The organism is Methylobacterium ajmalii, from assembly GCF_016613415.1.
GTDB lineage: Bacteria > Pseudomonadota > Alphaproteobacteria > Rhizobiales > Beijerinckiaceae > Methylobacterium > Methylobacterium ajmalii.
Genome location: NZ_JACWCT010000177.1, coordinates 1 through 13,222 on the forward strand (window position 1 = coordinate 1; position 13,222 = coordinate 13,222).

General features: G+C 63.8%; 16 protein-coding genes. 7 read left to right on the top strand and 9 right to left on the bottom strand.

The window, feature by feature from the left end:
- Nucleotides 1-1,550: 1,550 nt before the first annotated feature.
- The 9 genes from HPY23_RS30670 to HPY23_RS30710 all read right to left on the bottom strand — a co-directional run bounded on the left by HPY23_RS30670 (nucleotide 1,551) and on the right by HPY23_RS30710 (nucleotide 8,164).
- On the bottom strand, nucleotides 1,551-2,090 hold the full coding sequence (locus tag HPY23_RS30670; protein WP_200602120.1) for a phage baseplate protein: 540 nt from the start codon (nucleotides 2,088-2,090) through the stop codon (nucleotides 1,551-1,553).
- Between the two features lie 22 nt (nucleotides 2,091-2,112).
- Nucleotides 2,113-2,454: a hypothetical protein gene (locus HPY23_RS30675; protein WP_200602121.1), complete on the bottom strand. Its 342-nt coding sequence runs from the start codon at nucleotides 2,452-2,454 to the stop codon at nucleotides 2,113-2,115.
- Nucleotides 2,451-2,714: a hypothetical protein gene (locus HPY23_RS30680; RefSeq protein WP_200602122.1), complete on the bottom strand. Its 264-nt coding sequence runs from the start codon at nucleotides 2,712-2,714 to the stop codon at nucleotides 2,451-2,453. The genes HPY23_RS30675 and HPY23_RS30680 overlap by 4 nt, the downstream gene beginning before the upstream one ends.
- 4 nt (nucleotides 2,715-2,718) lie before the next feature.
- The gene (locus HPY23_RS30685) at nucleotides 2,719-3,117 is read right to left on the bottom strand and encodes a hypothetical protein (protein WP_200602123.1); all 399 of its coding nucleotides are present in this window, start codon (nucleotides 3,115-3,117) and stop codon (nucleotides 2,719-2,721) included.
- A 266-nt stretch (nucleotides 3,118-3,383) separates the two neighbouring features.
- On the bottom strand, nucleotides 3,384-4,310 hold the full coding sequence (locus HPY23_RS30690; protein WP_200602124.1) for a hypothetical protein: 927 nt from the start codon (nucleotides 4,308-4,310) through the stop codon (nucleotides 3,384-3,386).
- Nucleotides 4,310-6,934, bottom strand: a complete 2,625-nt coding sequence (locus tag HPY23_RS30695) for a DUF3987 domain-containing protein (RefSeq protein ID WP_200602125.1) — start codon at nucleotides 6,932-6,934, stop codon at nucleotides 4,310-4,312. The genes HPY23_RS30690 and HPY23_RS30695 overlap by 1 nt, the downstream gene beginning before the upstream one ends.
- A gap of 118 nt (nucleotides 6,935-7,052) precedes the next feature.
- Nucleotides 7,053-7,424 carry a hypothetical protein gene (locus tag HPY23_RS30700; protein WP_200602126.1) on the bottom strand — a complete coding sequence of 124 codons (372 nt, stop codon included), beginning with the start codon at nucleotides 7,422-7,424 and terminating at the stop codon, nucleotides 7,053-7,055.
- Nucleotides 7,421-7,672, bottom strand: a complete 252-nt coding sequence (locus HPY23_RS30705; RefSeq protein ID WP_200602127.1) for a hypothetical protein — start codon at nucleotides 7,670-7,672, stop codon at nucleotides 7,421-7,423. Before HPY23_RS30705 ends, HPY23_RS30700 begins: the two co-directional genes overlap by 4 nt.
- Before the next feature lie 276 nt (nucleotides 7,673-7,948).
- Nucleotides 7,949-8,164 (bottom strand): hypothetical protein, encoded by a 216-nt coding sequence (locus HPY23_RS30710; protein ID WP_200602128.1) that lies wholly within the window; start codon nucleotides 8,162-8,164, stop codon nucleotides 7,949-7,951.
- A gap of 165 nt (nucleotides 8,165-8,329) precedes the next feature.
- Between HPY23_RS30710 and HPY23_RS30715 the strand changes: the two genes are divergently transcribed.
- From HPY23_RS30715 to HPY23_RS30745, 7 genes are all read left to right on the top strand, one after another.
- Entirely contained in the window at nucleotides 8,330-8,836 is a 507-nt protein-coding gene (locus HPY23_RS30715) for an Arc family DNA-binding protein (protein ID WP_200602129.1), read from the top strand.
- Between the two features lie 319 nt (nucleotides 8,837-9,155).
- Nucleotides 9,156-9,419, top strand: coding sequence for a hypothetical protein (locus HPY23_RS30720; protein ID WP_200602130.1), 264 nt, complete (start codon nucleotides 9,156-9,158; stop codon nucleotides 9,417-9,419).
- A gap of 52 nt (nucleotides 9,420-9,471) precedes the next feature.
- Nucleotides 9,472-9,954 carry a phage tail assembly chaperone gene (locus tag HPY23_RS30725; RefSeq protein WP_200602131.1) on the top strand — a complete coding sequence of 161 codons (483 nt, stop codon included), beginning with the start codon at nucleotides 9,472-9,474 and terminating at the stop codon, nucleotides 9,952-9,954.
- A gap of 11 nt (nucleotides 9,955-9,965) precedes the next feature.
- A complete protein-coding gene (locus HPY23_RS30730) occupies nucleotides 9,966-10,745 on the top strand; it encodes a phage baseplate protein (RefSeq protein WP_200602132.1) in 780 nt (259 codons plus the stop codon).
- 10 nt (nucleotides 10,746-10,755) lie between these two features.
- Nucleotides 10,756-11,622 carry a Gp138 family membrane-puncturing spike protein gene (locus tag HPY23_RS30735; protein WP_200602133.1) on the top strand — a complete coding sequence of 289 codons (867 nt, stop codon included), beginning with the start codon at nucleotides 10,756-10,758 and terminating at the stop codon, nucleotides 11,620-11,622.
- Nucleotides 11,622-12,095 carry a phage tail assembly chaperone gene (locus HPY23_RS30740; protein WP_200602134.1) on the top strand — a complete coding sequence of 158 codons (474 nt, stop codon included), beginning with the start codon at nucleotides 11,622-11,624 and terminating at the stop codon, nucleotides 12,093-12,095. The genes HPY23_RS30735 and HPY23_RS30740 overlap by 1 nt, the downstream gene beginning before the upstream one ends.
- Nucleotide 12,096: 1 nt before the next feature.
- Nucleotides 12,097-13,074 (top strand): hypothetical protein, encoded by a 978-nt coding sequence (locus HPY23_RS30745; RefSeq protein ID WP_200602135.1) that lies wholly within the window; start codon nucleotides 12,097-12,099, stop codon nucleotides 13,072-13,074.
- Nucleotides 13,075-13,222 lie beyond the last annotated feature (148 nt).

The following is a 13,222-nucleotide window of genomic DNA, read 5'->3' on the forward strand; positions in this document are numbered from 1 at the left end:
CTGTGGCCTGGGCGTCTATCAACCCCAAACGACGAAGCGGGCTTCGAGCCCGCCTCTCGTCCATCAACCCCGAATGACGAATGACCCGAAAAACTTGGGTCTCGGACGCTATCCGCGCTGCGGTTACAGGGGCGGTTACAGGCCCCTCGCGCGCGACGCTGGCGGCTGTCAAATGCTGTCGTCGGCGCGTCCAGCCTGTTGAGGAATGTTGAGGAATGTTGAGGTCCGATCGGGCTGCGCAGCGCCCAGCCCATTGACATTTGTTGACACGGGCGGGCCTCCGCCGCGGGCGAGCGTTCGCTAAAGTAGTAAGGAGTAGCCAATAGCAGGGGCACGGCGGCGTCTAAAACAGGCCCGGATAAGATGGATCGGGCTTGGGTCCGCAGGCGGTCCGCGCCCTCTACGTGCGCGAGAGCGTGCCCCATGAGAGGAAATGAGAGGGTGCGGGCCGAATGCTCGCCGAGCCCTGGAAAAACAATCAACGGAAATCAATCGCGGCGCACGCTGGCCGGCGCCCGATGAATGTAAATGAATAGGTTTGATCCCCGAAACCGCATCTGCCACCCCGCGGGCTGTGGTCCTCGCTGAAGGAACGCTCCCCGGCTCGTTCAAACCCCGATCGCTCCCTATTCAAAGCCAATCAACCCCGATCCGCGCGGACGAAGGGACTAGCGAGGAACTAGCGTATTTCAGCGGCCCCTTAGCCGGTCAAAGCTCCGGCAAAGCATTTCAGTGCGAGCGGCGCCTAACTCAGGCTGGCGCCGCCGTCGATTGCTCCCGGCGCACCGTTGAGACGGTCGAGGGCGATACCTTCGCCCGGCGGGCGATTTCCCGATCGGAGAGACCTTCGCCTAGCAGGGCGACAACCTCCGCCCGCCGTTGGGCCACGGGGCGGTGATCCTGGACCTCCGGCCGCGGCGGTCGGGGCGGAGAGGATGCCCGTTCAACCGCCACGGGCCGTCCATTTTGGACAGGCGGGCACTCTGGCACGATCGGATCGGCCGGAGGAGGCGAAGCAGCCTCGACGGGCTCGCACCGGATCGGCTCCGGCTCGAACGCATCAGCTCGGGCACGGCGCTGGCCGGCGACACACCCGGGCGTGCCGCAACTCGAACCGATCCGGTAGCCCGCTCCGCATCCCTCGCACCGCAACGGGCATTGGCACGCCCACCAGACGGAAAAGCATTCCGTGCAGCCGCTGAGATACCGCATTGCCAGTCCTCCAATCCGATCCCCGTTCAATGGGTTTCGATGCTGTAGTTTCAGGCGCGGTTTCAGGCGCCAACGCGCGAAGAGTGAATGAAACGGCGCCTCGGTTACCGTGCGGGTTGCCAGCCCTCGGGCTTGTTGAGGCCGGTAACCGGCGAGGCTTGCAGTGGGATTGCTGCCGGATCGTTGGGGGATCGATATTGGCTCGATACCCGCCCCAATCGAACAATCCGAGCCTGCCAGATGCTAGGTTTTGCTAGGGTTCGGCCTTGATTTAGTGCGGCGGCGGCGCCTGGGGCTGCTCCACCGGCCCGAGTTTTGTCACCCCGTAAAAAGGATGCTCATGCGCCTCCTGGCGGGAAGGATGCTTGCGCGGGCGATGTGGGTTGCGGCGTCACCGTTCCTCTATCGACCGGAGAGGCTGTCTTCTCGGGCATTGCCTGCGCACCAGGTGCGGACCGGCTCGGCTGCGTGTTCGCGATGATGATTTCCCGGAGGCTCAAGGTGCAGGCCAGGACGCTGTTTGTCCGTTCGTCCCGGGACACGACAATATCGGCGGCCAGCATATTTCGATACATGCGGCGAGGCGTGAAGACCGTAAAAGGCTGGCGGGAAGCCTGTAGCGCCAGCATCGCCGAATAGACGCCATCGATATAGCCCTCGGCGCCTGCCGTGCTGTTCGACCATCCGGCCCTGATATCGATACCGCTGGGGCGCTTGAAAGCGTGATCCGTGATGGCCGCCCCCTGTTCGACGGGATGGTCTGTGATGATGAGGCTATCCCTATAGACTTCCTCCACCACAACGTCAGGGATCAGCCCGCCGATATCGGTTTGCGGGGAAGAAATCAGTGCGTATGTCAATTCGCCAAGTAAGGACATTCGTCGCTCCTCTTACGGGCCTCTACATCATCCATCGCAGGCAGTCGGCCGCTTCGCAGGCGCCCCATACGTGACCGTTTTCGGCGCGGGACCACCGCAGCCGGCCGGCGCACTCGGGGCATGGGGTCTCGCCTTCCTCGCCCGGCTGGTCGGAAATCGCCCTCAGAGCCTCAAGGACGGCGTTTCGCGGCTCAGGCAGGGCTTCGCACCGGAAAGCCGCCGAAAACGCTTCCAGGGCCGCCGCTGCGGATTGCTGGCGTATCCCGCCCGCGTCGGGCCGGGCGCGGATCGCGGCGGCGGCTTCCTCGGCGGCTAGAAGCGTGTCCCTGATGCCAGCGCGGTAGGCGTCGAGCGGGCGGGTCATGCCGTCCACCCGGGGATGGTCGCCCAAGCCCCGTCGAGCACGGCGGCGTGGCTCGGCGAGGTGGCGAGGGCTGCCGTGCGGGCCTCGTGCAAAGCCTCCACGCCGCCGACTGCGGCCAACTCCTCACCGCGCCGTCTCAGGGCGGACACGAAGGCGCCCGCGGCCGGGGAACCGGGAGGGGCGCCGGCAAGGGCGTCGAGGAGGGCGGCGAGGCTGGCGGCGATGGTGGCCGCGTCCTGCGGCTTACGGGGAGCGGCCATCGGCTTAGCTCCACCACCGGGCGGAGCCATCACCGATCCCGTCCCATGCGCTGTCCATGATCGATCCGCGCCGGCCGGCGTGCCGGGGGTCCATGTCGGCAACCCGGTCGATTGCCGCGCTCATCGCGTCGAGGCCGCCGAGACGATGCAGCTCGCGGCCGATCCGCTTCACGCCCTGGCGAAGGGAATGGCGGATCGGGTCGCGCACCAAATCGTCAAAGGCTGCCTGCGCAAGGGCAGCATCGTCCAGCGACACGAACCGGAACACGGTCGCCTTGATCGGCCCGCAAGCCTCACGGTCTCGGGCGGCATCGTGGGCGATGATCGCGGACAGGAGCTTGTTGAGGGCGGCTTCGGCCGATCGCACATCGGGGCTGGTTCGAGCCTTGTTTTTCACGGTCATGCGGTGTCCTCAGGCGGTATTGCGGTGGAGGCCGGCGAAGCTGGCGAGAACCGTCCTGCGGTCGAGGGGCGCCAAGCCGTCAAGGGCGGTTAGGGCGGCAGGGAGGTGCCCGGGGTCGCTTTCGGCACGGCGCAAGGCATCGGCTAAGACCTCGCCCCGCGGCCCGAGGCAGAGGCGGACGATTGCCCGGAGACCCCTCAAGCGGGCCAGCCGCTCGGCTTCGGTGATGTCGAGCCGCCAGGGGCCGAACTGGTCGCAAGGGGCGATCATCGGGCGGCCTCCCAAATCGGGATCCCGACAGGAGCATGGGGGCGGCGGCGGGCGGTGACGCGCTCGAACCGGATGGCATCGGCCGTGAGGGCTCGGACGGGGCCACCGATGACGAGGACCAGGGCGCCGCAGTGATCCACGCGGATTGTCCCGTGGGTCGGGTGGACCCCGAAAAGCTCGTGGGTGCGCCAGCCCAGGGCTTCGGCTTGCTCGCCGAAGATCTCGATGAAGTGCCAGGCATTCGATAGGACCGCGGCCCATTCCTCGGGGCGGTAGTCGCGGCAGGGGATGACGCTCGGGGCGAGCCGGCTTAGCCCGGCAACCCACTCGCGCAGCAAGGGGCCGGCGGGCGTTGCGCCGATCGGCGCGGGCCACGGGGCGGCGGCGGGGGCGGGTTGCGCCAGTGCTTCGGCCGCCTCCCGGCTATGGCCGCCGTCATGCTCAAGGATGGCGGCCCGCTCCTCCCAATCGCCCCCCTCGCCGATTAGCTGGCAACCCCGATCCCGATTAGCAGGCTCGTTTTTGGCGATTAATGAGCTATCACAACGACTTAGCTTCCCGGTTAGCAGATTAGCAGGATTAGCAGGGGTGATTTCGACGCCGCGCGGGGGCTCGAAATCGGGGCTTTTCGGCCCGCCAGGGTTAGCCCTATCTATATGAAAAGAAAGAGGAATTTCCTTTCTTTCTTTCTTAGGGGAACCCCGGCTAACTGCGGTCGAACGCTCGTCGGACCCTGCTAATCCTGCTAATCCGCTAATTTGGGGGTTAAGTCGTTGATCCATAAGGGTTTCACGATTAGCAGCTTCGGATTGGGCTCTGCTAATCGGGCTGCTAATCGGGCTGCTAACCGACGACGCCCCCTGGCCCGCCCCCTTTTCGCGAGCCTCCCGAAGCACCGCCCAAGGATCGAAAGCGGAGGTCATCAGGCATCCTCCCCAACGATCCGATAGGCTTCCTTGCGTGGCTTGCCGCCAATCACAGCCTTATCCACGGGCTCAAGGGCGCCAAACTCGCAGAGTTTCAGCACACGTTCCCGGATCTTCTCGGCGCCGCTCCTCAGATGAGCCGGGGCAAACTGTTGGATCATGCTCGGGATAAACAGATTGCCGGCGCCGTATTTGGATTGCAGCCATTCCAGCGTTTCGGAAAGGGCTTGCGTCTCGGGGTCTAGGACTGAGTGTCCAGTGATCCGCAGCGCTTCCTTGAGGTAGAACATCGCCACTTCGGCGGCGGCTGCCATTGCCTCTCCGGTGATCTCGCCGGCCGTGGCCTGGGTGTGGTGGCCGATCGCGTCGGGGTCCTCGAACAGCGTCAGGATGGCCGCGATCCGGGCCGCGTTCTCGGCCATCTTGAGGGCGCCGGAGCGAACCGGGAGCCACTGGCCTCCGGGGGCGCACCCTTCCTCAAGCGCCTGGGCGAGCGCCCGCCACACCGCCTTGGCTTCCTCGCTGAGATGGATCGTCGGCGGGGCAAGCTCGTTCAGGGTGCCGTCGCGCAGGTTGGGCGGAACGGACATCACCCGCCGGCACTGGCGGTAAAAGGCGATCAGTCGCCCGTCGCCGTTGACGTTCGTTTCCCGGATCTCGCGGGTTCCGATCGTGCTTTCCGGCATCGTGACGAGGAAGCGCCCGACGAACCCTTGATCCTTCGCCAGTTCGTCCCCGAGGAGGGCGGAGGCGATCTTAGGCTGAGCCGCGAGGCTGATGGACAGGCGCCGGCCTTCGAGGAAGATCCGTTCCTTCGCCCGCACCCGCTGCGCCGAGCCGCTATCCCACAACTCCGACAAGCCGGTGATCGTCCGCGTCTTGGCGTCATCGCTCATGCCGTGGCCGCCGAGGAACTGTCCGCCCTCGCTGGTGAAGATGCCGATACCGGGCTGCCCGACGTTGAGGAGGCCGAACAGACCCTCAAGGTTCGCCTCTTTGGAGCGGATCACAGGCGCAAGCGGCTCCTGCGGCTCCTTGAGCAGCAGCATTTTGGCCTTCCGTTCCTCAAACGAGATGTTCTTTTCAGCCTCTATCTTCTTCCGCTGCGCCTCGAAAGCTGCGCGAGCAGCTTTATAATCGATCATCTCGGCCGTGTTCTGCACGCGTAACGCCGCCTCTTTCTCGGCGACTGCCTTTAGCGCCATGTCATCGCAGGCGGACTTGCGCTCGCCCGACACCGCAATGGCGAGCATGAACAGCGACAGTGGCTTGGCGACGGGCAGCCCCGGCATCTGGACATTCGCGCACCCCTGCGTGACCAGGGCTGCCGCGCTCAGAACCGAATGAGCGCAGAGGGACAAGGGCGCCTGTACGTGCTCCCTGATGGCCTCGATCGCGCCGCGCATCACCGGGGGCAGGCTGGAAACCGGGAAGTCGGGCGCGGGCGCCAGGGTCTTCGTGATTTCGAGCCGGTCGCGGCCGGTCGGGACCATCAGCCCCTTGTGCAAGGCCATGGTGCGATCGGCCTGGGCCGCGGGCCTCCCCGCCGGCTCGCCCTCGAACCAACGGTCGGCTAGGTCCGCGCTTCGGGCCGGGTGCTCCCCGCGCTTTCCCCGGAAGCCGATGGCCTCGGCGTCAACCCCGAGCCGTTCGCAGAGCCAGAGGGCCGCTTCTTGGGAGGTGGCGGCGCCCCCGTGCTCCATCACGAGGTCAATCGGCGTGCGCTTGCCGCCCTGGGGGTCGCCCATGTCGTGCGTCCCCCAATCCACGATCCCCTGAGGGGTGATGGAAAGGTCTTCCTCCAGGTCGCGGACCAGATTGCGCGAGGTGACGCGGTAGCCGCCGCGAGACGCGGGCTTGGCGTCCGACAGGAGCGCCGGCACCCACGCCGCAAGGCTCGCCATGGCCCGATCATTGACGTTGCGCCAGAAGGGATCCCTGTCGCCCGTGGAGGGGGCCGGCCGGGCGAGCGGGCTAGGTGCCGGGGCCGCCCGCTCGCCGCGTTCTGCGGCCTTCGCCTGGCGCTTCTGCTCTGCCTCGCGGGCGCGCTCTACTGCGGCCCGTGTTGCGGCCTGGAATTGCTCCGCGCGCTCGCGCAAGTAGGCGATGAGCCTGGGCGCCTCGTTGATTTCGGCGGGCGTTCCCTCAACGTGCCGGCCGGTGACTGTCAGGTATCGGCCTTCGGCGTAGAGTTCGACGTGTGCCGCATCCACCTTACAGACGTCCACGACACCCTTGACGAAGAACCGGAGGCCGGTCCCGGAGGGTGAAGCCTCGCAATAGGTGCCAGCAAGCTCGACAGCGATCCGCGCCCACTCTTGCAGCTCGCCCGTTGCCGCGTCCCGGCAGTCGTCCAGGTCAATGCCGCTGATGGCCGTGTCCCGCGTCAGGGCAAAGCCGACACCGGCAAGCCCTCGCTGAATGGCTCGCTGCTCCGCAATCTCATAGGGGGACCAAGTGCCCGCATCGGTGGACGAACCCATGCGGCCGGTCTTGGCGTCGATTGGAGGCTTATCCCACTTCTCTTTATCTGGCTTCCATAGATAGTCCCAGGCCACCCACTGCGGGTGACGCTTGAGTTCTTGAAGCGCGGGAAGATCGGGCAAGCCTGAGAACGGCATTGCACTCGGCTTCGGCGGTCGCGCGGGGTTGGCTCCTACTGACATACACGGATCTGCCTAGTCGCGTTACACCTAGGCGCCGCGCAAACACTGCGGCGCGCTCCGATTGATCAATCGCCTATCGGCGACGGGACGCGCCTGAACCTTCCGCCAGAGTGCGGAGCTTGGCGTTGTCATGTTCGAGGAAGTCGAGATAAGCCGCCGCGGCGGCTTGTTCGGGGAGGTCCACTTCGCTGCCCTCCGGCCAGAAGCCGATGACGCGATGAAGCCGCCCATCCGGGACGCGCTTGACCCCGACGAAGGCACGGATGCCGGCCGGAACCGGGTCCGTGATGCCTGCGACGTAGCGGGCGAGCGCCAGTTCGGAGGACCCCGCGAGGCGAACCCGGTGCTGCCGATCGGCGCGGCGTCGGAAGAACCGAACGTCGCCCTGATGGCAGGCGTCGAGGACGCTGCGAAGGTGGGCGATAGCGGGAGGGATCGCGCTCATGCGGCTTCCCCAGCCTTGGGTCGCCGGGCCGGCTTGATCTCCTCAAGGAGACTGGCAGCGTTCGCGAGGCAGGCGCCGGCGCATTTGATGGCGTAGACGGCCCCGCGCCGGTCGTGGAGGCCGGCGAAGTCTGCGCCCGTGGCGGCATAGGTCTGGGCGGCTATCAGCGCTTCGGTCAGCGCCTCGAATACGGCCGCGTCAGTGCCGTGGAAGGCGGGGGCCGTGGGAGTGGTGGCGGGGCGGCTCATGCGCGCCCCCGCTGCCAAGCGTCCGCATTAGGACGGTAGGCCAATTCGGCGAGCGCCCTAGCCAGGGAGGCGCTGACGTTCACTCGGGCGAGGATGCGCCGAGCGGCGAGGTCGTCAATCTGAGCGGGGCGGGCTTGCCCAGGATTGAGGCTTTGGGTATTTGTCACGGGCTGAATTTTCAAACTTTAGACCCCGCGCGAGGCAGCCCCTTGCTCGGGGTCTCTTTCGTTTGGGGTCGAGACACAGAAGCCGGCGGGCTGCTCCGCCAGCGGCGGATTAGGCGGCGATGCCCTCTGGCTTGAGGCCGAGGAGCCGCAGCGCTTCGTGCGCAGGGACGACAGTCGCCCGACCCAATCGGATCGAACCAACCTCCTCCCGCTTGATCGCCTGATAGAGCGCGTTGCGGGAGAACCCGCTTGCCTCGGCAAGGTCCGGCACCTTCACAGACCGTCCCTCGCGCGCTCGCTTCACCACTTCGCTGAAGACGCTCATCCGAGCCTCCAATAGTGCTGCAAATCTGCACCGCAGAGTAGCGCGGTACGCGAGGCACGGCAAGCGTCCGGCGCCAGATAAAGCGTTTTTGCATCACTCATGGCCTTGTCGCTGCAAATCGGAGATGCTACCTGCGGCGGGTACGCGAAGGACGGAGGGGACGGAATGAACCGGCGACCGAAGGACAAGACCGGCGCTCAGCGCTTTCCCATTCAGGCCAGAGTGCCGGCCGATCTTCGCGACAAGCTTGCCGCTGCCGCAGAAGCAAGCGGACGCTCCATTGCTCAAGAGATGGAGGCGCGACTTGCAAAAAGCCTAGATGGCTCAGAAGAATTAATGACTAAGCTTTTAAAATACGTCGATGATCTAGATAGACTTTTTTCTAAAAACGTCGATCTTATGGAAAAAAGTGCTGAAGCTCTTATTGAGTCATGCGGAGGCGACGAGCTTTTCACGCTTTGGAGGATGCCCTCCGAGCATATACAGAGAATTGAAGAAAGAACCGGAAAATCCATACGTGAAGATGTCGAAACGCGACGGGAGGCGGAGCGCGCGGTTTTGGGATCGATCACAGATGTATTTAGGAAGCTCCCGCCGCCCCTGTCTCAAACCACCCGTGGCGAGCGGTTGCTATTTGGTGGGGCCGCGCACCTCCTGAAGGATCAAGAATAAATAGTCGTCCCCATAGGGGCGCGAAGTACGCCAGGGACGCAAGGGATATAAGGTTGTAACACAATCGGCATTTCCGTGGTTCTCTCATGCAGAGATCGTGCGGAGAACTTTTCGTGAGAGCCGCTTGTGACGACGTGATCAATCTTCGGCTGCCCGCATCCATGCGGGCGGCGCTCGATGCTGAAGCCCGTGCGTCCGGCGTGAAGCTTTCCGCCGTTGCCCGTACCGCGCTCGCCGCAGGCTTGAAGGCCAGCAAGCCCCAGCCTCCCACCGGTCCCGACGACCCGCCGCCGAGCAGCGCCGCAATGAGGCCCGCGGCATGACGGGGAAGGAAGCCGCCGCCCGCGAAGCCTTCGCCGCGGCCGAGCCCGACAGCATTCTTGCCTCTCGCCCCATGGCCGGCGCGCAAGCCGCCGTCGAGGGCGTGTTGAGGCGCGTCGGATTGCCAGCCGATCCCGATGTCGTCGCGACCATCGCCTTGTTTAGCGTGGCCGGCTTCTTCATCGGCGGAGGAGAGCAGCCCGGCTTTGCCGAAGCCGTCCTCAACGAAGTCATTCAATCTGCGAACACACCGATCAACTAAGGGCGCGGCCTCTGAGGGGTGCCCGCTCATCTCGTTTACAGGCGACGGATCCATGGCTGAATTCACGGTCGGAAATCACGATTACCGCTCGGTTCCTATCGAGGCCATGACTTCGATAGCGATTGCCGCGAAGCTCGCATCCGTGATCCCGGTTTTTGCCGAATATGCGCCGCTGATTATGCGGGCATCGGACCAGGGGCCGACCGACCCTCCGCCGGGCAGGGCGCCGCTCGGCTTCAATTCCCTTGAGGTCATGAGCAAGATCGTATCGTCAATGCCCGACGACACGCGAAACTTCGTGATTGGATCCATAGCATCATCTGTCTTTCGCAAGGTGGGCCAGGATGGCAAGGGTGTAATTCCCGTTTGGGATAAGAAGCTCAACAAGCCGCATTACAGCGATATCACAGGCCCCGAACTCCTGATGATCGTGTGGCACGTCATTCAAGAGAATGCGGAGCCCTTCCTGAGTGCGTTCGGGATCAAGCTGTCTGACGAGGACGGCATTGCTCCCCCTGCCCCCATGTCGAGCTAGGAGGGCGATCCATGGCACTCAACGGCGAGCCTACCTATGCACTTCTCCGGGGGTCGCGCTCATCAATCAGCGCCATTCTTCCCGATGTCGTAGTGGAGGAGGTGCACCGGGACGCCCTGGCGATCACTCAGCACCCCGTAGAGCAAGGAGCATCCATCACGGATCACGCCTACCGACTGCCTGCGGTGGTTGAGGTTCGGTATGGCTGGTCGGACAGCTCGGCCGGCTACGTGGGGCACATCGATGAGGTTTACGGCCGGCTTCGGAGCCTTCAGGCCAGCCGCGAGCCGTTCAACGTCTCAACCATCCGGCGACGATATAAGAACATGCTCCTGGCCGGCGTCAGCGTGGTCACGGATAGCCGCACCTCAAATTCGCTGATGGTCGTGGCGACGCTTCAAGAAATCATCATCGCGTCTACCAAGACTGAGGGGACCGGCACCGCGACCACTAAGCCTGCCGATGACAAGGCCGCTCAGTCCAGTCCCGCGGCTACGGGTGGGACCGTCGATAGGGGCGAGGTCCAGCCGATCACTGTAACGGATCAGTCGTTCGCCGGCTCGTTCAACCCTGGCAATTTCAACGTGGATGGCGGGAGCGGCGTTGCCAACGGCTCGTTCGGCCTCGGGGGGCTCGGCTCCGGTGGCGACTATCTCGGCGGCGCGGGCGGCCAGGACGGCGCGATCAACCTCGACCCGATCGACGTGCCCGCCGCGCCGCGGGACATCTCCGGCGCCTTGATTGGCGGCACCGTGCCTGGCTCGGGCTTCTCAGTGTTCGGCGGCGTGTGAGGTCAAGGCAATGGAAAGCACCCAGCCCGTACAGCCCGCCCACGATTTCGAGGAGACCGTTGAAAGCATCCTGGACCGTCGATTGACCAGCCTGCACACGGCTGTCCCCGTTCGCGTCGTCAAGGACAGCGATGGTCACACCGTGTCGCTTCAGCCGCTTCTCAAGCGGATGTTTCAGACGCCGGATGGGAAACAGACGCTCGTTGATTTCCCCATCCTGACTGACATTCCGATCAACTTTGCAAGCGGTGGCGGAACGACCTTTACGCACCCGATCAAGGAAAAGGATGAGGGGATGGCCCTCATTGCCTCGGGGTCTATCGACGCTTGGTTTCAGAACGGCGGCGAACAGCCCGAGATGGACGCCCGGCGGCACTCCTTGAGCGACGCGATCTATCTCCCTGGCGTTCGCAACACGCCCCGCAAGCTGAAAGATGTCTCGACTACGGCCGCGCAGATCCGAAGCGATGATGGGAAGCATTACAGCGAGTTGGACCCCAAGAAAGGCATCACTCACAGCGTGGATGGTGGCAAACACGTCGTCTCAATGAGCCCCGAGGACGGTATCAAGCTTCTCGCGGATGCCGGGAAGCACATCATGACCCTGCACCCTAAGAACGGGGTCGGGATTGAAACCGGGCTCGCCTTGGCGATGAAGGCCGCGCAGGGCATGGCCCTGAAGGGCGCCCTCAGCGTGGACGGCAAGGTGACCTCCACGAAGCCGATCGGTGGCAGCGTGCTCGCCGGCATCCTCGGCGGAGGGATTGGCGCCATCGTCAGCGCCCTAGTCATCGTCGGCGCCCTGATGGCGACCAGCGCCCCGCCTGAGGGCGTGCAACAGGCGAGCTACCGCCTCGCTGCAGTTTGGGGGCGCTGATGGCTCCGGTCTTCGTGGCAGGCGGCCACACCTACTCCATCGATCCGATGCGGACGACCAAGCAACTTCACTGCCTGCGGCGGCTGACGCACCTCGTGGAGGGTTTGGGGGAGTCGCTGACGAACCTTCAAGGTCAGTCCGACAAGCTAGACCTGGGGCGCCTGCTAATCGCCTTCCTGCCGCTGTTCGATCGGGTCGGCTCCATGAAGGATGCCGATACCACGTACATCTTCGCGGAATGCCTCTCGACCGTGAAGCGGAGCGTTGATGGCGAATGGAGGCCGGTTTGGGTGGTCGGCAGGACCGATCCTGAATTCGCCGACATCGACCTCGTGCAGATGTTCGAGATGGCCGGCCGCGTCCTCGCGCACAACTTCTCGGCCCTGTTCGGTGATCACATGGGAGCCCTGGCCGGCCTCATGAACGAGGTCCCCGGGACGATCCTGGCGGCCGGCAAGAGCGGAGCGCCCTGACATGCCCCGCCTCTATGATCGCGCTTTCAGCCTCACTCTCGAAGGCGGCTCGAACGCCCCGGACTTCAGCAAGCTCCGGGTGCGGTTCATCACGCGGCAGACCGTGGGCTCTACGCCTAACATTGCAGTTATCTCGATATATAACGTTTCTCAGGAGACCGCTAACCGCTTTACAACCGACAAGGAATTCAAGAAAGTTACGCTTGAAGCCGGATACCGCGACATCAGAGGCGTTATATTTAAGGGCGAAATTCAGAAATGTATTTATGGGCCGGAAAGCCCGATTGAAACGCGATTGGATATCTACGCGCAGGACGGCTATCAGGCAATTTCCTATGCCAAGGTGAATACGGCACTTGCTGCGGGCTACACCAGCCGCGACGTGCTGAACGCCTGCCACAAGGCTATGAGCCCGTTCGGGATAAGCCTGGGCTTCGTGGCCGATGGCCTCACGCGCACGAAGGCGTCTCGCGGGATTGTCCTGTCCGACTACGCAACGGCCATCCTGAGGACGCTTGAGAACAAGCATGGAGCCCGATGGTCGGTGACCGGCGGCAAGCTCAATCTCGTGTCCAATTCAAAAGGGATGCCGAGCCAGAGCGGGCCGTATGTCCTGAACTCAGAAACCGGCATGATTAGCCGCCCGTGGCAGGACTTCGACGGGATCCACGTTAAGACGCTATTGATCCCAACCATTCAATACGAAAGCGTCATCAAAATCGACCAAAAAAGCGTGACGCAATCTGCCCCCGACCAGTCCATTCGAGCGGAGGCTGTCAATCAGATGCTGCCTACAATCGCGGCCGATGGTCTTTACCGCGTCCTGTACGTCGAGCGTCGGGGAGATACATACTCTAACGAGTGGTATAATGACCTGACCTGTCTGTCACTTACGAACAAACAGCCGGACGGAACCCCGGGCTTTGTTCCGCAATCGTTGGTCCCGTACCTGGCGCCTGGCCTGCCTACGGAAAACTAGGAGGCTACAAAATGGCTGATGATGTATTAAAGGGCTTTTTAGTAAGCCTTGGCTTCAAAATTGATCGTTCCAGCGAAAAGAAATTCAACAACGCTGTAGCTGATGCGACTAAAAACATCGCAAAACTGACCATTGCACTTGAGGCAAT